Genomic DNA, 23,786 nt, shown 5'->3' on the forward strand with positions numbered 1-23,786 from the left:
CCCCCGGGGGCGATCAGCAGGGACCTTGCCGACATGGCCGCTCTCCTCCACACCCGGTGGAGGGGTCGGCAGCGGTCGCTACGCAGGTGCGATGGAGCTGCCGGGGTCCGGCGCCGGGCCCAGCCGCCCCCCGGCCGGAAGGGGGCGCCACGAGCCCGGCGGTAGGTGTCAGGCGCCCTCGGGGGCGATCAGCAGGACCTTGCCGACATGGCCGCTCTCCTCCACCACCCGGTGCGCCGCGGCAGCGTCCGGCATGGGGAGTTCCCGGTCGACGACCGGGCGCAGGTGGCCGCCGGTGAACAGCGGCCAGACGTGTTCGCGTACGGCCGCGACGATGGCGGCCTTCTCCTCCGGCGGCCGGGCGCGCAGGGAGGTCGCACTGATCGCGGCACGCTTGGCCAGCAGGGCGCCGATGTTCAGCTCGCCCTTGACGCCGCCCTGCATGCCGATGATCGCGAGCCGGCCGTTGACGGCGAGGGCCTTGACGTTGCGCTCCAGGTACTTGGCGCCCATGTTGTCGAGGATGACGTCGGCACCGGCGCCGTCCGTCGCCTTCCTGACCTCCTCGACGAAGTCCTGCTCGCGGTAGTTGACCAGGATGTCGGCGCCCAGCTCGGCGCACCGCTCGAGCTTCTCCTTCGTCCCGGCCGTCACGGCCACCCGCGCACCGACGGCCTTGGCCAGCTGGATGGCCATGGTGCCGATGCCGCTGGAGCCGCCGTGCACGAGGAGCGTCTCACCGGGCCGAAGGTGGGCGATCATGAAGACGTTCGACCAGACGGTGCAGGCCACCTCGGGCAGCGCCGCGGCCTGCGTCAGGCCGACCCCGTCGGGCAGGGGCAGCAGCTGCCCGGCCGGGACGGCCACCTTCTCGGCGTAGCCGCCGCCGGAGAGCAGCGCGCACACCTCGTCGCCGACGTTCCAGCCGGAGACACCGGGGCCGATCCCGGCGATCCGCCCGGAACACTCCAGGCCGGGGTAGGGGGACGCGCCGGGCGGCGGTTCGTAGAAGCCCTGCCGCTGCAGGATGTCGGCCCGGTTGACGGCGCCGGCCGCCACCTCGACCAGGACCTCGCCCTCGCCGGGCACGGGATCCGGGACCTCGGCCCAGACCAGCGCCTCGGGCCCACCAGGTTCGGGAATCGTGATCGCATGCATGCAGGGGACCGTACCCGTCGGTCCCCGCACGGAGTCCCCCTCCGTCCCCGGGACCGCCCCGCCTACGCCATGGGACCGGTCCCGGCGAAAATCCATGTGCGGGACCGATGAGTTTGCGCGACGGTAAAGGTCTCCCCATGCGTAGCCCAAGCACGCGGAAGGACCCCCAGCATGAACACGCAGACGTCCGGCCTGGCAATCGAGACCGCGGGCCTGGTGAAAACGTTCGGCGAGACGAGGGCCGTCGACGGAGTCGACCTGGCCGTGCCCGCGGGCACGGTCTACGGCGTCCTCGGCCCGAACGGCGCCGGCAAGACCACCACCGTGAAGATGCTCGCCACACTCCTGCGGCCGGACGGCGGCGAGGCACATGTCTTCGGCCACGACGTCGTCCGCGAGGCGGACGAGGTGCGCGGCCGGGTGAGCCTCACCGGCCAGTACGCGTCGGTGGACGAGGACCTCACCGGCACCGAGAACCTGGTCCTGCTGGGCCGGCTGCTCGGCCACCACAAGAAGGCCGCCCGCGAGCGCGCCGCCCAGCTCCTGGAGGCCTTCGGGCTCACGGAAGCGGCCGCGAAGCAGGTCAAGCACTACTCGGGCGGCATGCGGCGCCGTATCGACATCGCCGCGTCCATCCTCAACACCCCCGACCTGCTGTTCCTGGACGAGCCGACGACCGGCCTCGACCCGCGCAGCCGCAACCAGGTCTGGGACATCGTGCGGGCCGTGGTCGCCCAGGGCACCACCGTGCTGCTGACCACGCAGTACCTGGACGAGGCCGACCAGCTGGCGTCCCGGATCGCCGTCATCGACCGCGGGAAAGTGATCGCCGAGGGCACCAAGGGCGAGCTGAAGTCGTCCGTCGGCGCCGGATCCGTGCATCTGCGCCTGCGAGATCCCGACCAGCGCGATCTCGCGGCCGACCTGCTGCGCCGTGCCCTCGACGCGCAGGTGCAGCCGGAGCCCGACCCGGTGGCCCTCACCGCCCGCCTCGGCAGTGACGACTCCGCGGCCGAGCAGGCCGCCCGCGCGCTGAACGAGCTGGTCCGCGGCGGCATCACCGTCGACAACTTCTCGCTGGGCCAGCCCAGCCTGGACGAGGTGTTCCTCGCCCTCACCGGGCACGACACGCACGACTCCGCCGAGCACTCCGACGCCCCGAAGGACGAGGTGGCGGCATGAGCACCACGACGACCACCGAGACCAGAGACCTCGCCCCGGTCAAGACCGAGTCCCTCACCGCGCTGCTCGTCTCCCGGGAGCGGCCGCCGCGGCCCAGCGCGTGGTCGGCCTCGATGACCTTCGGCTGGCGGGCGATCCTCAAGATCAAGCACGTGCCGGAGCAGCTCTTCGACGTCACGGCGTTCCCGATCATGATGGTGCTGATGTACACGTACCTGTTCGGCGGGGCGCTGGCCGGCTCGCCGAAGGAGTACATCCAGTTCCTGCTGCCGGGCATCCTCGTGATGTCGGTCGTGATGATCACGATGTACACGGGTGTCTCCGTGAACACCGACATCGAGAAGGGCGTCTTCGACCGGTTCCGCAGTCTGCCGATCTGGCGGCCGTCCACGATGGTCGGCTATCTGCTCGGCGACGCCCTGCGGTACACCATCGCGTCGGTCGTGATGCTCACCGTCGGGATGATCCTCGGTTACCGGCCGGACGGCGGGGTCGCCGGAGTGCTCGCCGGGATCGCCCTGCTGGTGGCCTTCTCGTTCGCCTTCTCGTGGATCTGGACGATGTTCGGGCTGATGCTGCGCACCGAGAAGTCGGTGATGGGCGTCAGCATGATGGTGATCTTCCCGCTCACGTTCCTGTCCAACGTGTTCGTCGACCCGAAGACCATGCCGGGCTGGCTGCAGGCGTTCGTGAACAACAGCCCCATCACCCATCTGGCGTCGGCGGTGCGCGGCCTGATGGGCGGCGACTGGCCGGCCGACGAGGTCGCCTGGTCGCTGGGCTGGGCGGCGCTGTTCGTGCTGGTCTTCGGGCCGGTCACGATGCGGCTGTACAACCGGAAGTAGCTCTCGGACGCTCGGGCCCTGGCCGGCCGTCGCGCACCGTGCGGTGCGGGGCGGCCGGCCGTTCGCTCTGCTCGTCAGTTGCGGGGCATCGGGGGCATCGGGCGGATGTCCGGCGCGATCTGGGTGGCCGGAGTCTTCCGCACGATGGTGATGAGCCGGTCGGTCAACTCCAGTTTCCCGACGGCCGCATCGTCGTAGCCGAGCACCCGATGACCGCGTATGACGCTCACGACCAGATCGGCGACCTCCCTCGGCGCCTTGCCCACCTCGGCCTTGACGACCGGCCGCTCCACGATGTCGAGCCCGCTGCCCTGCTGGATGAGGTCCTCCAGCACCATGCCGGCGGAGGGGCTGAGCACGGAGAGGCCGAGCAGACGGCCGGCGGCGCTGGCGCTGGTGATGACAGCGTCGGCGCCGGACTGCTTCAGCAGCGGCGCGTTCTCCTCCTCGCGCACGGCGGCCACGATGTTCGCCCCGCGGTTGAGCTGCCGTGCCGTCAGTGCCACCAGGACCGCCGTGTCGTCGCGCTGGGTCGCGATGATGATCTGGCGTGCCTTGTGGACCTCGGCCTGCCTGAGCACCTCGCTGCGCGTCGCGTCTCCGACGATGCCCGCGTACCCCTCGGCGGTCGCGGCGTCGATCACCTTGGAACTGGGATCGACCACGACGACCTGTTCCTTCTTCAGTCCCGTCGCGCAGACGGTCCGGATCGCCGACCTGCCCTTCGTGCCAAAACCGATGACGACGGTGTGATCGCGCAACGTGGACCTCCAGCGGGTCAGTCGCCACTCCTCCCGAGTGCGTTCGGTGAGAGCTTCGAGCGTGGTACCGACCAGGATGATCAGGAACAGCACACGCAGGGGCGTGATGACGAGGATATTCGTCAGCCGGGCGCCATCACTGGCGGGAATGATGTCACCGTAGCCGGTGGTGGAGAGAGTGACGGTCGCGTAGTAGAAGGCGTCGAGGAGGTCGACGCCGCCGCCCGCGTTGTCGTTGTAGCTGTCGCGGTCGGCGTAGACGATCAGCGCGGTCATGAGAAGGACCCCCAGCGCCATCGACAACCGCCTGGCGACCTGGCGGATCGGATGCTCCACCACGGTCTTCGGGAGTTTCACCCGATGGGTCACCAGATGCTCGTCGGCCTGGCGGGCGATCGCGTCCTGGCCCGGAAGTTTCACGTGAAACACACCCCGATTCCTCCGGACGCCCACGGCAGGTCCAGCAGTTCCGTCTCCAGCCCAGGTCCAGCGCCGCCCGGCGGGACCACGGCCAGCGCGTCGGCGGCCGCGATGCCGCGCAGCATGGCGGGGCCGTTGTAGTGCAGCGGCACGGCCTCGTCGCCGCGCAGGACGACGGGGACGAGCCGGGTGTCGTGCGGGTGCCCCTGCACGGCGTCCCGGAGCGGCATCGTGTACGGCTCCGGGGCCGGGCGGGCCGTGAGGATCCGCAGCAGCGGCTCGGCGAGCGTCAGCAGCCCGGAGACGGCGGCGAGCGGGTTGCCGGGCAGGCCTACGAGGTGCTGGGTCTCCGTGGTGCGGGCCAGCAGCATGGGATGGCCCGGGCGGACCCTGACGCCGTCCACGAGGAGTTCGGCGCCGATCCGGCGCAGGGTCGGGTGGACGTGGTCGACCGGGCCCGCCGCGGTGCCGCCGGTGGTGAGGATGACGTCGGCGTCGGAGGTGGTGATGGCCTCGTGCAGGGCGTCGGCGTCGTCGCGGATGCGCCGGACGGCGGTGACCTCGGCGCCGAGCGCCCGCAGCCACGGCGGCAGCATCGGGCCGAGCGCGTCCCGGATCAGGCCGTCGTGCGGCCGCCCCTGGGTCAGCAACTCGTCCCCGAGGACCAGGACTTCGGCGCGGGCGCGGGGAACGGCGGTGAGGGTGTCGTATCCGGCCGCCGCCGCGAGCCCCAGGACGGCCGGGGTGACGAGGGTGCCGACGGCGAGGAGCTGATCGCCGGTGCGGCACTCCTGGCCGCGCGGGCGGATGTCCTGGCCGGGGACGACGTCCCTGGTCGCGTGGAGGCGGCCCGTGTCGTCGGTGCGGCCGTGCTCGCTGCGCAGGACCGCGCTGGTGTCCGGGGGGATGCGGGCGCCGGTGGCGATCCGGACAGCCTCGCCGTCGGTGAGGGGCGCGGGCGCGGCGTGTCCGGCCAGGACGCCCTCGTCCCGGACGTGCCAGGGGGCGGGGCCGCAGACCGCCCAGCCGTCCATCGCGGAGGTGTCGAAGGAGGGGAGGTCGGTGAGGGCCTCGAGCGGGGCGGCGAGGGTCAGGCCGAGGGCGGTGTCGAGGGGCGCGGAGACGGGTGCGCGGCGGGCGGCCCGGGTCGCGTTGCGGCCGGCGCGTTCGGCGAGGGCCCGGGCCTCGGGCCAGGGGGTGGCGCGGTGGCGGGCCTCGGGCCGGGCGGAGGGGTCCGGCTGGTGGGAGGTGCGGGCGCGGTCCGTCTCACCTCGCGCGGCGGGGCCGGGCAGGTGGTTGCCGTTGCTGTTCTTCACGAGGGCGAGCACCTCCTCGACGTCGAGATCCTCGGCGTCCTCACCGGCACGGGCGCCGTGCGGGGTCATCCGGCGTCCGGGCGGGTGTCGGGCGTGGCGTCGGGGGCCACATCGCCCTGAGAGGGCTGCGGCCCGCTGCCGGAGGGCCGGGCCTCCTCCGAGGTGCTCTCCTGCGCCCAGCGGACGGCGAGTGCAGCGGCCTTGCGGGCGGCCTCGGCGACCGCCTCGGGGCCTCCGCCGGCCCGGGCGGCCGCGTAGCCGACGAGGAAGGTGGTCAGCGGGGCCGCGGGCCGGGCCACACCGTGGGCGGCGTCGCGGGCGAGGTCGAGCAGCCCGTGGGTGTCGACATCGAGGTCGATCCCCAGTTCGTCCTTGACGGCGGAAATCCATTCATCCAACACGTGCCCATGCTCCCTGATACGTGCCCTGGCGACGGCGATGTCGTCCCAGGTGTCGCAGTCGAAGGACGCGACGGGGTCGGAGATGCGGGTGAGGTTCAACTCGGCGGTGAGACGCCGCAGGGGGAGACCGGTCAGGGCGCCGTGCCGGCCGGCGAGGAGCGCGAGCTCCTCGCGCAGCCGCGGCGCGCGGTAGGCGGCCACGAGCGGCTGGTCACGGCCGCCGGGGTCGGTCAGCAGCACGCCGTCGCAGGCGCTCGCCCGCAGCGCGCCCAGCAGGCGCCCCACGGTCGGCTCCTGAAGGAACGGCAGGTCGGCGGAGAGCACGACGACGTGCTCGGCCGTGGTGTGGCGGAGCCCGGCGTCGAGCGCGGCGAGCGGTCCGCCGCCGGGCGGCGGGTCCTCGCGCGCCCAGGTCACGGGCCGTGCGGTCGGCCGGGGCGCGGCGACGACGATGGTGCACCGGGCACCGCCGCAGGCGGCGAGCACGCGGTCGAGCAGGGCCCGCCCGCCCACGCGCACACCGGGTTTGTCCGTGCCGCCGAGGCGCCGGGCGGCGCCACCGGCGAGCACGACGGCGTCGTACCCGGCGGGGTCCGCCCCCTGCGCGGGGCCGGCGCCGGCGCCGGGTTCACCGGGGGGCTCGTAGGCGGTCACCCCACGAGTATGCGTGCCCCCGCGATCACAGGGAACGCGGGGGAACCGACACGATCACTGGCCCCGGTCCGCGGGCCGGACAGGAATCACCGCGTCCGCACGGTGGCCACGCAGCAATCCCGGCATCCGCGCGGTGGCCGCACGGTAGTCACGGCCGCCCGTCCCTTCGGCCGCGCAGGAGTCACGGCCGCCCGGCCTGTTGCCACCCAGCAATCCCGGCATCCGCGCCCGGTTGCCGCCCGGTGATCACGGCCGCCCGTCCCTTCGGCCGCGCAGAAGTCACGGCCGCCCGGCCTGTTGCCACCCAGCAATCCCGGCATCCGCGCCCGGTGATCACGGCCGTCCGTCCGGTCGGCCGCGCAGGAGTCAGGCCGTCCGTCCGTCGGCCGCGCGGGAGTCACGGCCACCCCTCCGGTCAGCCGCACAGGAGCCGGCCGGACGGGATCAGAGCGTGCCCGGACGGGATCAGAGCGTGCGCAGCAGCACCGCCGGTTGTTCCACGCAATCCGCCACGTACCGCAGGAAGCCGCCCGCCACGCCCCCGTCGCACACCCGGTGGTCGAAGGTGAGCGAGAGCTGGACGACCTGCCGTACCGCCAGCTCGCCCTCGTGCACCCACGGCTTGGGGACGATGCGGCCGACGCCGAGCATGGCGGCCTCGGGGTGGTTGATGATCGGGGTGGAGCCGTCGACGCCGAAGACACCGTAGTTGTTCAACGTGAAGGTCCCGCCGGTGAGTTCGCCCGGCGTCAGCGTCCCCGTCCGGCCCGCCTCGGTCAGCCGGGCGAACTCGGCGGTCAGCGACTCGGCGTCCCGCGCGTGCGCGTCCCGTACGACCGGGACGACGAGGCCCCGGTCGGTCTGCGCCGCGAAGCCCAGGTGCACATGGCCGAACCGCACGACCTCCCTGGCCTCCGCGTCCACCGTGGAGTTGAGCTCGGGGAAGCGGGCGAGGGCCGCGGTGCAGATCCGGGCCAGCAGGGCCAGGAGGGAGATCTTCGGTCCGCCGGCCGCGTTCATGGCCGTGCGCGCCCGCATGAGCTCCGTGGCGTCGGCGTCCACCCAGCAGGTGGCGTCCGGGATCTCGCGGCGACTGCGCGCGAGCTTGTCGGCGACGGCGCCCCGGATGCCCTTGAGCGGGGTGCGGATCTCGCCGGCGGCCGCTGCCTCCGAGGGCCGGGACGCCGGAGCCGGGCTCGGTGCCTGCGGCACGTGCGGCTGCGGCTCGGCCGTCGGCGCCGCCGCGGCGCCCTGGCCGGCGGCGCGCAGGGCGTACTCCACGTCCGCCCGCAGGATCAGCCCGTCGGGGCCGGACCCGGTCAGCGCCCGCAGGTCCAGGCCGTTCTGCCGGGCCAGCCGGCGCACCAGCGGCGAGATCACGGGGACGGGACCGTCGTCCGCCCCGGGCCCGCCCTGCCCGTTCACCGTCGTCGCGGGGCCGCCGGCCTGCGCGGTCAGCGCGGTCGCGGGGCCTGCGGCCCGCGCGTGCACCGGCGTCGCGGCGGCATCGGCCCGCCCTTTCACCGCCCCGGCGGCACCGGCCTGCCCGGCTGTCGCGGACGCGCGGGACACCGGCCGCTCCTGCCGTACCCGGCGACGCCGCGCGGGCGCCTCGGAGGTGCCGTAACCGACCAGGACGTTGCCCGAGCCCTGGGAGCCGGTGTCCCCGGCGCCGGAGGCCGGCCGCTCCCCCACCGCCACCGTGATCAGCGGCGCGCCGACGGGCAGTTCCGTGCCCTCCTCGCCGAAGCGGGCCGTGACCACACCGCCGTAGGGGCACGGCACCTCGACCATCGCCTTGGCCGTCTCGACCTCGACGACCGGCTGGTCGATGGCGACCACGTCGCCGACCTCGACCAGCCAGCGCACGATCTCCGCCTCGGTGAGCCCCTCACCGAGGTCGGGCAGCTTGAACTCCAGCACCTGTGCCATCAGCTCTCGGCCTCCCACTGCAGACGCCCCACGGCGTCCAGGATCCGGTCCACACCGGGCAGGTGGTGGCGCTCCAGCATCGGCGGCGGATACGGGACGTCGAACCCGGCCACGCGCAGCACCGGCGCCTCCAGGTGGTGGAAGCAGCGCTCCGTGACCCGGGCCGCGATCTCCCCGCCCGGGCCCCCGAAGGAACCCGATTCGTGGACGACGACCGCGCGTCCCGTCCGCCGCACCGAGGCGCACACCGTCTCGTCGTCGAACGGCACCAGGGAGCGCAGGTCGACGACTTCGAGGTCCCATCCCTCGGCCCGGGCCGCCTCGGCCGCCTCCATGCAGACGGGTACGGACGGCCCGTACGTGATGAGCGTGGCGCTCCGGCCCGGGCGCCGCACCACCGCGCGGCCGATCGGCTCGACGGGCGCCGGCTCCTCGGGGTTCCAGGAATCCTTCGACCAGTACAGCCGCTTCGGCTCCAGGACGACGACCGGGTCGTCGGAGGCGATGGCGGCGCGCAGCAGGCCGTAGGCGTCGGCGACGGTGGCGGGCGTGACGACATGGAGCCCCGGAGTCGCCATGTAGTACGCCTCGGAGGAGTCGCTGTGGTGCTCGACGCCGCCGATGCCGCCGCCGTAAGGGACGCGGATGGTGATCGGCAGGGGCATCCTGCCGCGGGTGCGGTTGCGGGTCCGGGCCACGTGCGAGATGAGCTGCTCGAACGCCGGGTAGGCGAACGCGTCGAACTGCATCTCCACGACCGGCCTGAGGCCGTACATCGCCATGCCGACGGCCGTGCCGAGGATGCCGGCCTCGGCGAGCGGGGTGTCCGTGCAGCGGTCCTCGCCGAACTCCTTGGCGAGTCCGTCGGTGACGCGGAAGACGCCGCCGAGGGCGCCGACGTCCTCGCCCATGACGTGCACGGCGGGGTCGGCGGCCATGGCGTCGCGCAGCGCGCGCGTGAGGGCCTGCGCCATGGTGGCCGGCTTGACGGCGACGGTGGTCATCGGTGCGTGCCCCCCTCAGGCTCGGTGTCGGCCTCGGCCTCCAGCTCGGCCCGCAGCTGGGCCTGCTGCTCGCGCAGTTGCGGGGTGGGCTCGGCGTAGACGTGGGTGAACAGGTCCATGGGGTCCAGGGCCGGGTCCTGGTTCATGTGCTCGCGCAGGGCCGCGGCCATGGTCTCGGCGTCCTGGCGGGCGGCCTCGATGCCGGCCTCGTCGAGCAGGCCGCGCGCGGTCAGCTCGTGCTCCAGCAGCTGGATCGGGTCGTGCTCGCGCCAGGTCTCGACTTCGGCGTCGCCGCGGTAGCGGGTCGCGTCGTCGGCGTTGGTGTGGGCGTCGACGCGGTAGGTGATCGCCTCGACGAGGGTGGGGCCGCCACCCGCGCGGGCGTGGCGTACGGCGTCGGAGAGCACCTCGTGCACGGCGGCGGCGTCGTTGCCGTCGACCAGGCGGCCGGGCATGCCGTAGCCGACGGCCTTGTGGGCCAGCGACGGGGCCGCGGTCTGCTTGGCGAGCGGGACGGAGATCGCGAAGCCGTTGTTCTGCACGAGGAAGACGACCGGGGCCTGCCAGACGGCGGCGAAGTTCAGCGCCTCGTGGAAGTCGCCCTCGCTGGTGCCGCCGTCGCCGACCATGGCCAGCGCGACCACGTCGTCGCCCTTGAGGCGGGCGGCGTGCGCGAGACCGACGGCGTGCGGCAGCTGGGTGGCGAGCGGGGTGCACAGGGGGGCGACCCGGTGCTCGTACGGGTCGTAGCCGGTGTGCCAGTCGCCGCGCAGCAGCGTGAGCGCCTCGACGGGGTCCACCCCGCGGGCCACCACGGCGAGGGTGTCGCGGTAGCTCGGGAAGAGCCAGTCGCGCTCCTCCAGGACCATGGCGGCGGCGACCTCGCAGGCCTCCTGGCCGGTCGTGGAGGGGTAGACCGCGAGACGGCCCTGCTTGGTGAGGGCGGTGGCCTGCGCGTTGTAGCGGCGGCCCTTCACCAGCTGCGCGTACAGCGTCCTGAGCAGCTCCGGGTCGGCCTTCGCGGCCGCCTCGGTGCCGAGGACGCGGTACGGCTCCGCGTCGGGCAGCAGCGGCGCGGGATCCGTCCGGGGCTGCCAGGCGGGCGGCGGGGTCGGCTTGTACGCGCCCCGCTGCTCCATGACCGTCATGACGGCACCTCCTCGTGGGAGCGGCTCGAAGAGGCGCGTCGGCTGTGACCCGCCTCACCTACCGATTGTTCGGTCGACGGCACAATTTGGCTATGGGTGGCCTCAGGCTGTGGACAAACGGTTCTCCACAGCCTGTGATGGACGCAGTACGTCCATGGCGGAGAGGCGGGGACGGGTGGCATCTGAACAAATGGCCGACGGCCAGGCCGACAGCGGTGTGCTGCCGCCGGCTCGGCCCCTGGACGCCATCGATCAGGACATCCTGCGCATGCTCCAGGCGGACGGCCGCGCCTCGATACGGTCGGTCGCCGAGCGGGTCCACGTCTCGCGCGCGAACGCCTACGCCCGCATCAACCGGCTCGTCGAGGACGGCGTCATCCGCGGCTTCGGCGCCCGGGTCAACCACGAGCGGGCAGGTCAGGGGACGTCCGCGTACGTGACCCTGAAGATCGTCCAGAACTCCTGGCGCACGGTCCGCGAGCAGCTCAGACAGCTGCCCGGCGCCTCCCACATCGCCCTGGTGGGCGGCGACTTCGACGTGCTGCTGCTGGTGCACGTGTCCGACAACCGGGCGCTGCGCGAGCTGGTGCTGACGCGGCTCCAGGCGATCCCGGAGGTGCTGAGCTCGCGCACGCTGCTGGTGTTCGAGGAGGAGGACCTGGAGCCGCAGAGCTGAGTCAGGCGGCTTTGCGCAGGCCGGAGAAGGCCAGTTGCACCACCGCGTCGGCCACCTCGCGCTCGCTCATGCCGCGGCCGTCCGGCCGGTACCACTCGACGATCGAGTTGATCATGCCGAAGAGCAGCCGGGTCACCAGCCGGACCTCTATGTCGGCGCGGACGTCCCCGTCCGCGGCGGCCGCCTTGAGCAGGTCGGCGACCTGGTGGTCGAAGTCGCGGCGCCGCTCCAGGGCCCACCGCTCGGTGTCGGTGTTGCCGCGCACGCGCAGCAGGAGCGTCACGTAGGGCAGTTCGGTGATGAGCACCTCGACCATGCGCCGGACGACGTACTCCAGACGGTCCGAGGCGCGCCCCACGCGCGCGTGCTCCTCGTCGAGGATCCCGAAGAGGCCGTCCAGCGCCCGGCTCACGGCCCGGCGCAGCAGCTCCTCCTTGCCGGCGACATGGTGGTAGATCGAGGACTTGGAGATGCCGGCCGCCTTGGAGAGGTGCTCCATGGAGGTGCCGTCGTAGCCGCGCTCGATGAACACCTGGACGGCGACGGACAGCAGCGTGTCCGGGGTGTACGTGTCGCGCTTGGCGGTGGTCATGAGGCTGTGCCCTCCCGCGGGTCGGAGGCGTGGGCGTGGCGGTACAGCGCCAGGGACGGCGCGTAGCGCCCCGAGGGATCGCGCCGGTGCAGGTCGTCCAGGAGCACGTAGGCCCAGGTACGGCCGAGCCGGCGGCTCCACTCGAAGGGGCCGAGGGGGTAGTTGACGCCCAGGCGCATCGCGGTGTCGATGTCCTCCTCGGTTGCCACGCCCTTGGCGACCGCGTCGTGCGCCAGGTCGATGATCCGCGCGACGGTGCGGGCGACGATCATGCCGGGCACGTCGCCGACGAAGCTGACCTGCTTGCCGAGCGCCTGGAAGAGTCCGGCGGCCTCGGCGAGGGTCTGCGCGGAGGTGTCCTGGGAGGCGGACAGGGCGATCCGGGTGGCCCTGCGGTAGTCCAGGGCGAGGTCGAAGTAGACGAGGTCCCGGAACTCCACGGAGGTCTGCCCGTCGGCGAGGACGAGCCGGCCGCCGCTCGGGAGCAGCAGAGAAGCCCCCTGGTCCTCGTCGTCGCTCTCGTCGCGGACCGGGATGCCCGCCTCGCGGATCAGCGCGAGCAACTCGGCGGCCGGCCCCAGATCGCCCTCGGCGACGACGTACGCGGGCGGCTGCCGCTGCTCGGCGGTGTCGGGCTCGGGGCGCTCGGCGCCGTCCCGGTGGTCGTACCAGCCGTGGCCGGTCTTGCGGCCGAGCCGGCCGGACTCGACCAGGCGCCGCTGGGCGAGGGACGGTGTGAAGCGCACGTCCTGGAAGAAGGACTGCCACACCGACTGCGTGACCGACTCGTTGACGTCCTGGCCGATCAGGTCGGTCAGCTCGAACGCGCCCATCCGGAAGCCGCCCGACTCGCGCAGCACGGCGTCGATGGTGGCCGGGTCGGCGCCCTGCGCCTCGTAGACCGCGAAGGCCTCGGCGTAGAAGGGCCGGGCGATGCGGTTGACGATGAAGCCGGGGGTGTCCGCGCAGGCCACCGGCGCCTTGCCCCAGGCGCGGGCGGTCTCGTACGCGCGCGTGGCGTACGTGACGTCCGTGGCGAACCCGGAGACGACCTCGACCAGCGGCAGCAGCGGCGCCGGGTTGAAGAAGTGCAGGCCGACGAACCGGCCGGGGGCGCGCAGGGCGCCGCCGATGGCGGTGACGGACAGCGAGGAGGTGTTGGTGGCGAGCAGGCAGTCGCCGTCGACGACGTCCTCCAGCTCGCGGAACAGCCCCTGTTTGACGTCCAGCCGCTCCAGGACGGCCTCGACGACCAGGGCGCAGTCGGCGAGGTCGGCGAGGTCCTCGGCGGGCAGCAGCCGGGCGCGGGCGGCGTCCCGGTCGGGGCCGGTGAGCCGCTCCTTCTCGACGAGCCGGTCCAGGCGGGCTCCGATCGCGTCGGCGGCCTCCCGCGCCCGCCCGGGGACGGTGTCGTACAGCCGTACCGGATGGCCCGCGACCAGCGCGACCTGGGCGATTCCCTGGCCCATGGTGCCGGTGCCGACGACGGCCACGGGACTGCTGAGGTCGAGTGCTGTCATGTGCGCGATCCTCCCGCACGGGGTTTTCCACAGATGCGGCGGACCCCCTTGAACCGACCGATCGTTCGGTTACTCTAGCTCTGTCTGAGTGTTCCTGCCCAGGTTTCTGCCCAGGTCATGAACTCGACGAAGAGTTCTTGAGACGAGGAGATGGTCACCCATGACCGCCGCACTCTCGGCGCACGAGCTGATCGCCCGGCACCGGTCCACCCTCGACCAGGCGCTGGAAGCGATCCGCACGCGCGCGTACTGGTCCCCGCACCCCGAGCACCCGAAGGCCTACGGGGAGAACGGCAGCCTGGACGCGGCGGCGGGCAAGGCCGCCTTCGACGCCCTGCTCGGCTCCCGCCTCGACCTCGGCCAGCCGGGCACGGACGACTGGGTGGGCGGCGAGACGTCCCCGTACGGCATCGACCTGGGCGTGACGTACCCGCACGCGGACCTCGACGTGCTGCTGCCCGCCATGAAGGCCGGACAGCGGGCCTGGCGGGACGCGGGCGCGGAGCAGCGCGCGGTGGTCTGCCTGGAGATCCTCAAGCGCATCAGCGACCGGACGCACGAGTTCGCGCACGCGGTCATGCACACCTCCGGCCAGGCCTTCATGATGGCGTTCCAGGCGGGCGGGCCGCACGCGCAGGACCGCGGCATGGAGGCGGTGGCCTACGCCTACGTGGAGCAGGTGCGCACGCCCGACAACGCCGAGTGGACCAAACCGCAGGGCAAGCGCGACCCGCTGGCCATGACCAAGCAGTTCACGCCGGTCCCGCGCGGCATCGCCCTGATGATCGGCTGCAACACCTTCCCGACGTGGAACGGCTACCCGGGCCTGTTCGCCTCCCTCGCCACCGGCAACGCGGTCCTGGTCAAGCCCCACCCGCGCGCGGTGCTGCCGCTCGCGCTCACCGTGCAGGTCGCGCGCGAGGTGCTCGCGGAGACCGGCTTCGACCCGAACCTGATCGCGCTGGCCGCCGAGCGCCCGGGCGAGGGCATCGCCAAGACGCTCGCGCTGCGCCCCGAGATCCGGATCATCGACTACACCGGCTCGACCGAGTTCGGCGACTGGCTGGAGGCCAACGCCCGCCAGGCGCAGGTCTACACCGAGAAGGCCGGCGTCAACACCGTCGTCGTCCACTCCACGTCCGACTACAAGGGCATGCTCTCCAACCTGGCCTTCTCGCTGTCCCTGTACAGCGGCCAGATGTGCACCACCCCGCAGAACCTCCTCGTCCCCCGGGAGGGCATCTCCACGGACCAGGGCCCGAAGTCCTACGACGAGGTGGTCGCGGATCTCGCCAAGTCGGTGGACGGGCTGCTCGGCGACGACGCCCGGGCGAACGCGCTGCTCGGGGCGATCGTCAACCCGGACGTGAAGGCCCGCCTGGAGGCCGCGGCGGGACTGGGCGAGGTCGCCCTGGCCTCCCGGGAGATCACCAACCCGGACTTCCCGGGGGCGGTCGTCCGTACGCCGGTGATCGTGAAGCTGGACGGGGCCAAGCCGGACGCGGAGGCCGCGTACATGAGCGAGTGCTTCGGGCCGGTGTCCTTCGCCGTCGCGGTCGACTCGGCCACGGACGCGGCGGAGCTGCTGCGGCGGACCGTCCGCGAGAAGGGCGCGATGACCGTCGGGGCGTACACGACCGACCCGGAGGTCGAGCAGGCCGTGGAGGAGGTCTGCCTGGAGGAGGCGGCGCAGCTGTCGCTGAATCTGACGGGCGGGGTGTATGTGAACCAGACGGCCGCGTTCTCCGACTTCCACGGTTCGGGAGGGAATCCGGCGGCGAGTGCGGCCTTGTGTGACGGGGCCTTTGTCGCCAACCGGTTCCGGGTGGTCGAGGTACGGCGGGACGCCTAGAAGCGCCCCTGGAGAGGCGCTCCAGAACCCGCGCTCCAGTGGTAGAGGGTCATCGCCACGCTCGTCGCCAGGTTGTAGCTGCTGACCTGGGGGCGCATCGGCAGGGACAGCAAGTGGTCCGCGCGGGCACGGAGTTCCGTCGACAGGCCCGTGCGTTCCGAGCCGAACGCGAGGACGGCGTCATCCGGGAGCTTGACGCCCCGGATGTCGTCGCCCTCGGGGTCCAGGGCGAACAGCGGGCCGGGCGGCAGGTCGGGCACCTCCAGCCGCTCCACCGTCGTCGCGAAGTGCAGGCCCGCCCCGCCGCGTACGACCGTCGGATGCCAGGGGTCGACCGTCCCGGTCGTCACCACGCCGGTCGCCCCGAAGCCGGCGGCCAGGCGGATCACCGCCCCCGCGTTGCCCAGGTTGCGCGGGTTGTCGAGGACCACGACGGGTGCCGTGCGGGGCACGCGCACCAGCTTCTCCAGGCTGGAAGCGCGCGACGGGCGTACGGCCAGCGCGGCCAGGGCGGTGGGGTGCGGGCGCGGCACGAACGACGCGTACGTCTCGTACGGCACCTCCGTCAGCAGCCCGGCCAGCGTGTCCCGGACGTCCGGGGCCAGCTCGTCGGCGAGGGCGAGGGCGGCCGCCCGGTCCGCGGTGACCGCCACCGGCACCTCGGCGCCGAAGCGCAGCGCGTGCTTCAGGGCGTGGAACCCGTCGAGCAGGACGGTGTCACCGGCGAGCCGGTGCCAGACGGTCACGGGGTCGGTCATGCCCCGAAGCCTACGTGCGTGGCCTCGGCGCTCTCGGGGGCGCGTTGCCCGGGGAGGGGCACCCGCCCGCCCCGGCGCGGGAGCCGGTCACGCGCGCGTGCCGCCCGGCCGCCCAGGCGGCGCAGGAAGCCCGTCGGCAGGAACACCGCGTCCGCCGCGATCATCGCCAGCGAGAAGAACGGCAGACCGAGGACCACGGCGATCACGGCGTGCTCGGTCATCATGACCGCCAGCAGGACGTTCTTCACCCGCCGGTTGAACAGGGTGAACGGGAAGGCGACCTGCACGAGGACCGTCCCGTAGGTCACCAGCATCACCATCGTGCCGCTGGCGGAGAGCAGGTCGGCGAGGGCGGGCCAGGGCGAGAAGTACTCCAGGTGGAGCGGGTAGTAGACCGCGGTGCCGTCCTGCCAGCGGGAGCCCTGGATCTTGTACCAGCCGGCCGTCGCGTAGATCAGGCACGCCTCGGCCATGATCACGAGCAGGGCGCCGTTGTGCACGATGTTCGCGACCACGTCCAGCAGGATCCGCGGCTCGCCGGTCCCGGCCCGGCGCCCGACCAGCCACCACAGGGCCTGCACCACCCACACCGTCCACAACAGCGCGGGTATCAGCCGGTCGCTCTCCATCCGGCCGGCCAGGGTGATGGCGACCAGCACGAACCCGAGCACGCCCCACAGGGCCGGGCCGGTCCGGTCCGTGACCCGCTCGCCCCGCGCACGCGCCGCCCGGTCCCGCGCGGCCCGCCGGGCGTCCAGCGACCACACCTGGGCGCACCGCGTGAACACCAGGTAGATCGACATCAGGTGCAGCACGTTGTCGCCGCCGTCGCCCATGAAGACGCTGCGGTTCTGCAGCGACAGCACGCCGACCATGAACAGCACCGACATCGTGCGGGTGCGCCAGCCCAGCATCAGCAGGGCACTGGAGAGGACCGCGAGCGCGTAGACGATCTCGAACCAGATCCGGCCGTCCGACCACATCAGGGTGGTGAAGGAGCCGTTGGACGCGACCAGCTGCTGGGCGAGATCCCAGCTCCAGGGGCCGTCGGGACCGTACAGCTCGCGGCGGTGGGGGAGCTCGCGGAGCAGGAACAGCAGCCAGGTGGCGCTGAAGCCGATACGGACGACGGCCGTCTGGTAGGGGCCGAGGGCGGTCTCGGTGACGCGGGCGATGCCGCGCGAGACGGCCAGGGAGAACTGGTTCACCGCACGCCTCCCCGGGCCTCGTCCCGCGGCACCGTCCACCACGGCAGCTCCCGGTAGGACGGCGTCATGGAGACCTTCTCCCGGCTCCACTCCGGCGGGGGCACATTGCTGGTCCGGGAGCGCACCTGTACGCGCTCGATGACACCGGCGCCCCCGGTCGCGGCCCGCACCGTGTCGTCGCGGCCGAGGCGCAGCACCATGATCCGGCGCAGATACGACTCCGAGAGCGAGCCGCGCAGGCCCACCGGCCGGTTCTCCCCGTCGTGCGTCGCGACGAAGAAGTCCCAGGCCCGGCGCAGTTCGTTCTGCTGGGTGTGGCTGGGCAGCAGGTTGCCGTCGATAGCCCTGCCGTCCTCGGCGGACAGGTCGTACCAGCCGGTCGTCAGCGTCATGCCGTCCGGCCCGCGGACCCCGGCCCGGACCTGGATCGAGATGTTCTGCTGGAGCGGGTTCGGCGCGAAGAGCTTCCAGTTCTGCTCGAACTCCGGATAGATCCAGTCGTCCACGGCCTCGCCGTGCGCCCTGGTGACCGTGTTCGCCGGCGCGACGTGCAGGAACGTCATCGCCAGGTGCACACACACTCCGATGGCGACGACCGCGAGGGCCAGGGCGACCCCGACCTGGTAGCGGAGGGAGAGCGCGGCGATGCCGGTACGGGGTTCACCGGGCGGGTACGGCTCGGCCGGCCCGAGCGACACGACCGGCGCGACCGGCCCGGCAGGCCCGGACGGCCCGCCCGGCTCGACGGAGTCCGCCGGTGCGCTCTGCTCCCCGGGCGCGGCCGGCCGGCTCGGCGTGTCCGGCCGGCTCGGCGTGTCCGGGCCGTGCCGGGCGTTCGAGCCCTCGTCGTACGCGTCCATCCCGCCCCGTTCCACGATCCCGGTCCGTCGTTCCGTCCGCCCGGCCGCGAGGGCGTCGTACCGCCCCCGCAGCACTGCGCGGCGTCGGCACGGGCACGGTACTCAGGACGCCCACCCCGGGCACAGCCCCCGTCCGCCGGTCCCGCCGTGGCCGTCGCCACACCGCGGAGGCCGACCGTACGGCGAGTGCGACCGTCCGAGGGCCGCGGTCCCCCTGGTCCACAGGGGACCTCCGCAGGTTATCCACAGGGCACCCCGGCCGGTCGTCCACAGGAGTGACACCCTACGGCGCCCGCCCGTACACCCATTCCCTTCTTCTAGAACCTGTTCTATCTTGACGCCCCGTCAGCTCAACGGGATCCGCCGGAAGGACAGGCACCGTGGACTTCACCTTCACCGAGGAGCAGCAGGCGGCGGCCGAGGCGGCGAAGGGCGTGTTCGCCGGGGTCGCGCCCGACGCCGTGCCCAGCCCGGCCCTCACCCAGGGCGCCGTCGCCGAGACGTACGACCGCGCCCTGTGGGCCAGGCTCGCCGATGCGGACCTGCTGAGCCTGCTGCTCGACGCCCGGTACGGCGGGGCCGGCCTGGACGCCATCGCGCTGTGCCTGGTGCTGCGGGAGTCGGCGCGGGTCCTGGCCAGGGTGCCCCTGCTGGAGAGCAGCGCGGCAGCGGCGGCCGTCCAGGCCTACGGCGGTGAAGAGGCGAAGGAAGACCTGCTCGCCCGGGCCGGCCGGGGCGAGACCGTCCTGACCGTCGCCGCGCACGGCCGCACCGGCCACGACCCGGCCGAGCAGGCCGTGACCGCCCGGCAGGACGGCGAGACCTGGGTGCTGGACGGGGTGCAGACGGCGGTGCCGTGGGCCTACGACGCGGACGTCACGGTCGTCCCCGCGCACACCGGGACCGGCCGGACCGTACTGGCCCTGGTGCCGCGCGGGCTCGAGGGCGCCGCCCTCGCCGAGCAGTTCTCCACCAGCGGCGAGCGGCTCGGCGAGCTGCGCCTGGAGTCGGCACGGCTCGCCGCCCGGGACGTGATCGACACCGCCGGGGCGTGGGAGTGGCTGCGGGAGCTGCTGACCACCGGGACGTGCGCGCTGGCGCTCGGGCTCGGGGAGCGGGTGCTGCGGATGACCGGGGAGTACACGGGCAAGCGGGAGCAGTTCGGGTTCCCGATCGCGACCTTCCAGGCCGTCGCCGTGCAGGCCGCCGACCGCTACATCGACCTGCGCGCGATGGAGGCCACCCTGTGGCAGGCCGCGTGGCGGATCGCCTCCGGGGCCCCGGGCCCGCTGCCCGCCGCCGGTGACGTGGCCGTCGCCAAGATCTGGGCGGCGGAGGGCGTGCGCCGGGTCGTGCAGACCGCGCAGCACCTGCACGGCGGGTTCGGCGCCGACGTGGACTACCCCCTCCACCGGTACCACGCCTGGGCCAAGCACCTGGAACTGTCACTCGGCCCGGCCGCGGCCCACGAGGAGGCGCTCGGCGACCTGCTGGCGGCCCACCCGCCGGCCTGAGCGCGCGGCCGGGGGACGGGTGGGCCGAAGAGACGGGCGGGTGCTAGAGGACGAAGCCCTGCTGCCCGTCGTCCGTCACGACGGGACGGCCCACCGCCTCCCACACCTGCATGCCGCCGTCGACGTTCACGGCGTCGAGGCCCTGCTGGGCCAGGTACATCGTGACCTGGGCGGACCGGCCACCGGAGCGGCAGATCACATGGACCCGGCCGTCCTGCGGGGCGGCCTCGGTCAGCTCGCCGTACCGGCCCACGAACTCGCTGATGGGGATGTGCAGCGCCCCTTCGGCGTGACCGGCCTTCCACTCGTCGTCCTCCCGGACGTCCAGCAGGAAGTCGCCGTCCTTGAGGTCCGCGACCGCGACCGTGGGCACACCAGCTCCAAAACTCATGCGTCCGACGCTACCGGAACCGGCCGGAGCGTCGGCCGGGGCACGGCTCAGCCCTGGTCCTCGCCCTCGCCGAGCAGCGCGGCCAGCTCCATCTCCCGCTCGGTGACCTGGCCGAGCAGCCCCTGCCCGATCTCGTCCAGGAGCCGGTCCGGATCGTCCGGGGCCAGCTGGAGCATGTGGCCGATGGCGCTGTCCTCCAGTTCCCTGGCGAGCAGGCCGAGCAGTTCCTTGCGCTGGGCGAGCCACTCGAGGCGGGCGTAGAGCTCCTCGGCGCGGCTCGGGCCCCGCTTCAGCTCGGGTCCCCTGGCCCACTCCGCGGCGAGTTCGCGCAGCTCCGCCTCGTCGCCCCGGGCGTAGGCGGCGTTGACGCGCGTGATGAACTCCTCGCGCCGCTCACGCTCCTTCTCCTCCTGCGCCAGGTCCGGGTGGGCCTTGCGGGCGAGGTCGCGGTAGAGCTTGCGGGCCTCCTCGCTGGGGCGGACCCGCTGCGGGGGCCGGACCGGCTGGTCCGTGAGCATCGCGGAGGCCTCCGGGAACAGACCGCTGCCGTCCATCCAGCCGTGCAGCAGTTCCTCGACGCCGGGGATGGGGGCGAGCCGCGCCCGGGCCTCCTCCGCCCGCTGCCGGTCCGCGGGGTCGCCGCTGCGCGCGGCTCTGACCTCGAGGATCCGGGCGTCCAGCTCCTCGAGCCGGGCGTACAGCGGACCGAGCTTCTGTTCGTGCAGCCGGGAGAAGTTCTCGACCTCGACGCGGAAGGTCTCCACCGCGATCTCGTACTCGATCAACGCCTGCTCGGCGGCCCGCACGGCCCGCTCCAGCCGCGCCTCGGGCCGTGCGGCGTCGCCGCCATCCTGCTCAGCTTCCGGGGTCGTCACCCGACCAGCCTAGGTGACGGACCGACCGCGCCCGCGCCCCGGAGGCAGGGCCCGGGCCGTAGCGGCCCCGGGCGCTGCCGGGCGCACCCGGGCGGCACGAGCGGCTCGACGTGGCTCGATCGGCGCGGACGCCCGGGAGGCCGGGGTACGCCCGGGAGGCCGGGGTACGCCCGGGAGGCCGGGGTACGCCCGGGAGGCCGGGGTGGTCAAGCAGCACAGGGCGCAGCCCGCAGCGGCCCTCAGGCGTCCCTACACTCCCGTCTCCGCCGCGATCTTCCCCGCCCGCACGCCCGCCAGCAGGTCCGCGTGATCCGCCTCGGTCCGGTCCGCATAGGCCACCGCGAAGTCCGCCATCGCCTCGTCCAGCTCCTCGTTCTTCCCGCAGTACCCGGCGGTGAGCCGCGGATCGGCGCTGTGCGCGTGCGCGCGGGCCAGGAGGGCACCGGTCATGCGGCCGTAGTCGTCCAGCTGGTCGGCGGCCAGGGCGGCCGGATCGACGCTGCCCTTGCGGTTGCGGAACTGGCGGACCTGGAAGGGGAACCCGTCGACGGTCGTCCAGCCCAGCAGGTTGTCGCTCACGACCTGCATCCGCTTCTGGCCCAGGACGACCCGCCGGCCCTCGTGACCGGCCTCCGGCGTCTCGAAACCGGCCGTCACCAGATGCGGCACCAGCGCCGACGCCCGCGCCTCCTTCACCTGGAGCACCAGCGGCTCGCCCCGGTGGTCCAGGAGCAGCACGACGTAGGACCGAGTGCCGACACTGCCCGTGCCGACGACGCGGAAGGCCACGTCCTGCACCGCGTGCCGGGCGAGGAGCGGCAGGCGGTCCTGCTGCAGGGTGCCGACGTACTCCTCCAGGGACGCGGCCACCGCCGCGGCCTCCGCGTCCGGGACGCGCCGCAGCACCGGCGGGGCGTCGACGAAGCGGCGGCCGCCGTCCTCTGTGGCCTCGGTCGACTTGGCCGCGAAGCGGCCGCTGGTGTTGTGGCGGGCCTTCTCGGAGACCCGCTCCAGCGTGCCGAGCAGGTCATGGGCGTCCGCGTGGGAGACGAGCTCCTCGTCCGCGATGGCGTTCCACGCGTCCAGCACCGGGAGCTTGGCCAGGAGCCGCATGGTCCGGCGGTAGGCGCCCGCCGCGTCGTACGCCGCCTTGCGGCACTGGTCCTCGTCGGCGCCCGCCACCCGGCCCGCGAGCACCAGGGAGGCCGCGAGCCGCTTGAGGTCCCACTCCCAGGGGCCGAGCACCGTTTCGTCGAAGTCGTTGAGGTCGATGACCAGGCCGCCGCGCGCGTCGCCGTACAGGCCGAAGTTGGCCGCGTGGGCGTCGCCGCAGATCTGGGCCCGGATCCCGGTCATGGGCGTGCGCGCCAGGTCGTGGGCCATGAGGCCCGCCGATCCGCGCAGGAACGCGAACGGGGTGGCGGCCATGCGGCCGACCCGGATCGGGGCCAGCTCGGGCAGCCGCCCGCGGCCCGACTCCTCGACGGCGCTCACCGCGTCGGGCCGGGACGCGTCCAGGTCGAGCGCGGCATGTGCGCTGCGCGGGATCCGCTTGCGCAGGGCCTTGCCCTCGTCCTTGGGCGAGCCTTCGGCCGGCCACTCGGCGAAGCCCCCCACCCGGGGCAGCCGGCGCGGCGCTCCGTCCTTCGCCATGGCCCTGCCCTCGTCCTGAGCTCCAACCCCGGTCATCCTGACCGCCTCCCCCGCACGCGCACGAACATCAACTCGTGCCGACCGTACAACCGGCGGCCGAAGCGCGTCACACCCTGTGGACAACTCCACAGCTGTGGACAACCCGTGCCGGGCCCGTAGGGCGGTGGCGCTCTGGGGCTGTGGGGCGGTGGGGCGGTGGCTACGCCCCCGAGGGCACGGAGGCCTGGACCGGCACGGCCGCTTCCTCCTCCGTCCGCACCTGCGCCAGCACCCGCTCGGCCCGGTCCACCGAGATGTCGAGCCGGGCCAGCACCGCCGGCACGGTGATGCTGGGCAGGAAGTGCTCGAACAGCACGACGACACGGCGCTCCAGATCCTGCCGCTGGCAGCGCAGCTGGGACAGCAGCTGCACCCCGGAGAAGCTGCCGACCAACAGCTCCGCCGTCTCCGCCACGTCGACGTGCTGCAGCAGCTCGCCCCGCGTCTTCGCCTCGGTCAGCATCTGCACGTTCTGGTCGATCCACATCCGGAAGGCCGGGGTGCGGTCGAGGTCCATGGCCCCCTGGTCGAGGGCGAGCCCCACGCTGGCCCGCACCAGCGGTTCGGACCGCAGCCGGCGGGCCATCACCAGACCCGAGTCGACGAGTTCCTGGAGGTTGCTGGACTGCGGCGGGAGCGTGATCGCGAGCTGCTCCTCGAACACCCCCACCGCCAGCTCCTCCTTGGAGCCGAAGTGGAAGTAGAGCGCGCCCTTGGTGACGCCTGCCCGGTCCAGGATCTCGCCGATGGTCGCCGAGGTGTAGCCGCGTTCGTCGAAGACGGCCGCCGCCGCCTCAAGGATGGTCCGCCGGGTGCGGATCGCGCGCTCCTGTCGCGCCATCGGGTGCCTCCTGATCTCCGTCGATCCCTGTGAAGTCGCTGTGTGGCGAGGGCGCGAGAGCCTGTTCCCAGCGGCTTGGCTCACCCTTTGAAAAAAACCGGCTCGTCCGTATCTTAGTCAAGCGTCGACCGCGGCCAGGCAGCCGATCCTGGGGGTTCTCATGCCGCAGACAGGGCCTTTAAGCGC

Annotated in this window: 21 protein-coding genes; 5 read left to right on the forward strand and 16 right to left on the reverse strand. The window is 73.2% G+C overall.

Annotation, left to right across the window (positions count from 1 at the left end; genetic code table 11):
* Positions 1-168 precede the first annotated feature (168 nt).
* Positions 169-1,158, reverse strand: a complete 990-nt coding sequence (locus G3I77_RS11860) for an NAD(P)H-quinone oxidoreductase (RefSeq protein ID WP_248502961.1) — start codon at positions 1,156-1,158, stop codon at positions 169-171.
* 171 nt (positions 1,159-1,329) lie between these two features.
* Between G3I77_RS11860 and G3I77_RS11865 the strand changes: the two genes are divergently transcribed.
* Both G3I77_RS11865 and G3I77_RS11870 read left to right on the forward strand, forming a co-directional pair.
* Positions 1,330-2,340: an ATP-binding cassette domain-containing protein gene (locus tag G3I77_RS11865; protein ID WP_248502963.1), complete on the forward strand. Its 1,011-nt coding sequence runs from the start codon at positions 1,330-1,332 to the stop codon at positions 2,338-2,340.
* Positions 2,337-3,185, forward strand: a complete 849-nt coding sequence (locus G3I77_RS11870) for an ABC transporter permease (protein ID WP_248502965.1) — start codon at positions 2,337-2,339, stop codon at positions 3,183-3,185. Before G3I77_RS11865 ends, G3I77_RS11870 begins: the two co-directional genes overlap by 4 nt.
* Before the next feature lie 74 nt (positions 3,186-3,259).
* Here the strand turns inward: G3I77_RS11870 and G3I77_RS11875 are convergent, their stop codons facing one another.
* The 6 genes from G3I77_RS11875 to pdhA form a co-directional block, all read right to left on the reverse strand.
* Positions 3,260-4,366, reverse strand: a complete 1,107-nt coding sequence (locus G3I77_RS11875; protein WP_248502967.1) for a potassium channel family protein — start codon at positions 4,364-4,366, stop codon at positions 3,260-3,262.
* Entirely contained in the window at positions 4,363-5,751 is a 1,389-nt protein-coding gene (locus tag G3I77_RS11880; protein ID WP_248502968.1) for a molybdopterin molybdotransferase MoeA, read from the reverse strand. Before G3I77_RS11880 ends, G3I77_RS11875 begins: the two co-directional genes overlap by 4 nt.
* Positions 5,748-6,737: an NTP transferase domain-containing protein gene (locus G3I77_RS11885; protein WP_248502970.1), complete on the reverse strand. Its 990-nt coding sequence runs from the start codon at positions 6,735-6,737 to the stop codon at positions 5,748-5,750. The genes G3I77_RS11880 and G3I77_RS11885 overlap by 4 nt, the downstream gene beginning before the upstream one ends.
* Positions 6,738-7,202: 465 nt before the next feature.
* Complete coding sequence (locus tag G3I77_RS11890) at positions 7,203-8,669, reverse strand: dihydrolipoamide acetyltransferase family protein (RefSeq protein WP_248502972.1); 1,467 nt, start codon at positions 8,667-8,669, stop codon at positions 7,203-7,205.
* Entirely contained in the window at positions 8,669-9,673 is a 1,005-nt protein-coding gene (locus tag G3I77_RS11895) for an alpha-ketoacid dehydrogenase subunit beta (protein WP_248502974.1), read from the reverse strand. The genes G3I77_RS11890 and G3I77_RS11895 overlap by 1 nt, the downstream gene beginning before the upstream one ends.
* Complete coding sequence (gene pdhA / locus G3I77_RS11900) at positions 9,670-10,821, reverse strand: pyruvate dehydrogenase (acetyl-transferring) E1 component subunit alpha (RefSeq protein WP_248502976.1); 1,152 nt, start codon at positions 10,819-10,821, stop codon at positions 9,670-9,672. Before pdhA ends, G3I77_RS11895 begins: the two co-directional genes overlap by 4 nt.
* A 190-nt stretch (positions 10,822-11,011) precedes the next feature.
* Between pdhA and G3I77_RS11905 the strand changes: the two genes are divergently transcribed.
* Entirely contained in the window at positions 11,012-11,497 is a 486-nt protein-coding gene (locus tag G3I77_RS11905) for an Lrp/AsnC family transcriptional regulator (RefSeq protein ID WP_248503443.1), read from the forward strand.
* Between the two features lies 1 nt (position 11,498).
* Here G3I77_RS11905 and G3I77_RS11910 read toward each other — a convergent pair whose 3' ends face one another.
* Both G3I77_RS11910 and G3I77_RS11915 read right to left on the reverse strand, forming a co-directional pair.
* Positions 11,499-12,089: a TetR/AcrR family transcriptional regulator gene (locus G3I77_RS11910; RefSeq protein WP_248502978.1), complete on the reverse strand. Its 591-nt coding sequence runs from the start codon at positions 12,087-12,089 to the stop codon at positions 11,499-11,501.
* Positions 12,086-13,609: a 3-hydroxyacyl-CoA dehydrogenase gene (locus G3I77_RS11915; protein ID WP_248502980.1), complete on the reverse strand. Its 1,524-nt coding sequence runs from the start codon at positions 13,607-13,609 to the stop codon at positions 12,086-12,088. Before G3I77_RS11915 ends, G3I77_RS11910 begins: the two co-directional genes overlap by 4 nt.
* A 160-nt stretch (positions 13,610-13,769) precedes the next feature.
* On the opposite strand from G3I77_RS11915, the gene paaN reads away from it, so the two are divergent.
* Positions 13,770-15,461: a phenylacetic acid degradation protein PaaN gene (gene paaN, locus G3I77_RS11920; RefSeq protein WP_248502982.1), complete on the forward strand. Its 1,692-nt coding sequence runs from the start codon at positions 13,770-13,772 to the stop codon at positions 15,459-15,461.
* Here paaN and G3I77_RS11925 read toward each other — a convergent pair.
* From G3I77_RS11925 to G3I77_RS11935, 3 genes are read right to left on the reverse strand one after another with little or no spacing between them, the layout of a single operon-like run.
* Positions 15,458-16,219 carry an RNA methyltransferase gene (locus G3I77_RS11925; protein WP_248502983.1) on the reverse strand — a complete coding sequence of 254 codons (762 nt, stop codon included), beginning with the start codon at positions 16,217-16,219 and terminating at the stop codon, positions 15,458-15,460. The two genes, paaN and G3I77_RS11925, sit on opposite strands and share 4 nt — an antisense overlap.
* Positions 16,216-17,427 carry an HTTM domain-containing protein gene (locus G3I77_RS11930; RefSeq protein ID WP_248502985.1) on the reverse strand — a complete coding sequence of 404 codons (1,212 nt, stop codon included), beginning with the start codon at positions 17,425-17,427 and terminating at the stop codon, positions 16,216-16,218. The genes G3I77_RS11925 and G3I77_RS11930 overlap by 4 nt, the downstream gene beginning before the upstream one ends.
* Positions 17,424-18,287, reverse strand: a complete 864-nt coding sequence (locus G3I77_RS11935; protein WP_248503444.1) for a DUF5819 family protein — start codon at positions 18,285-18,287, stop codon at positions 17,424-17,426. Before G3I77_RS11935 ends, G3I77_RS11930 begins: the two co-directional genes overlap by 4 nt.
* 380 nt (positions 18,288-18,667) lie before the next feature.
* On the opposite strand from G3I77_RS11935, the gene G3I77_RS11940 reads away from it, so the two are divergent.
* The gene (locus G3I77_RS11940) at positions 18,668-19,801 is read left to right on the forward strand and encodes an acyl-CoA dehydrogenase family protein (RefSeq protein WP_248502987.1); all 1,134 of its coding nucleotides are present in this window, start codon (positions 18,668-18,670) and stop codon (positions 19,799-19,801) included.
* Between the two features lie 43 nt (positions 19,802-19,844).
* On the opposite strand, the gene G3I77_RS11945 is transcribed toward G3I77_RS11940, so the two are convergent.
* The 4 genes from G3I77_RS11945 to G3I77_RS11960 form a co-directional block, all read right to left on the reverse strand.
* Entirely contained in the window at positions 19,845-20,174 is a 330-nt protein-coding gene (locus G3I77_RS11945) for a rhodanese-like domain-containing protein (protein WP_248503445.1), read from the reverse strand.
* 65 nt (positions 20,175-20,239) lie between these two features.
* Positions 20,240-21,067: a hypothetical protein gene (locus tag G3I77_RS11950; protein WP_248502989.1), complete on the reverse strand. Its 828-nt coding sequence runs from the start codon at positions 21,065-21,067 to the stop codon at positions 20,240-20,242.
* Between the two features lie 249 nt (positions 21,068-21,316).
* On the reverse strand, positions 21,317-22,756 hold the full coding sequence (locus G3I77_RS11955; RefSeq protein ID WP_248502990.1) for a DUF2252 domain-containing protein: 1,440 nt from the start codon (positions 22,754-22,756) through the stop codon (positions 21,317-21,319).
* Between the two features lie 163 nt (positions 22,757-22,919).
* Entirely contained in the window at positions 22,920-23,600 is a 681-nt protein-coding gene (locus G3I77_RS11960) for a ScbR family autoregulator-binding transcription factor (protein ID WP_248502991.1), read from the reverse strand.
* Between the last annotated feature and the right edge of the window lie 186 nt (positions 23,601-23,786).

This window comes from Streptomyces sp. D2-8, from assembly GCF_023184515.1.
Classification (GTDB): domain Bacteria; phylum Actinomycetota; class Actinomycetes; order Streptomycetales; family Streptomycetaceae; genus Streptomyces.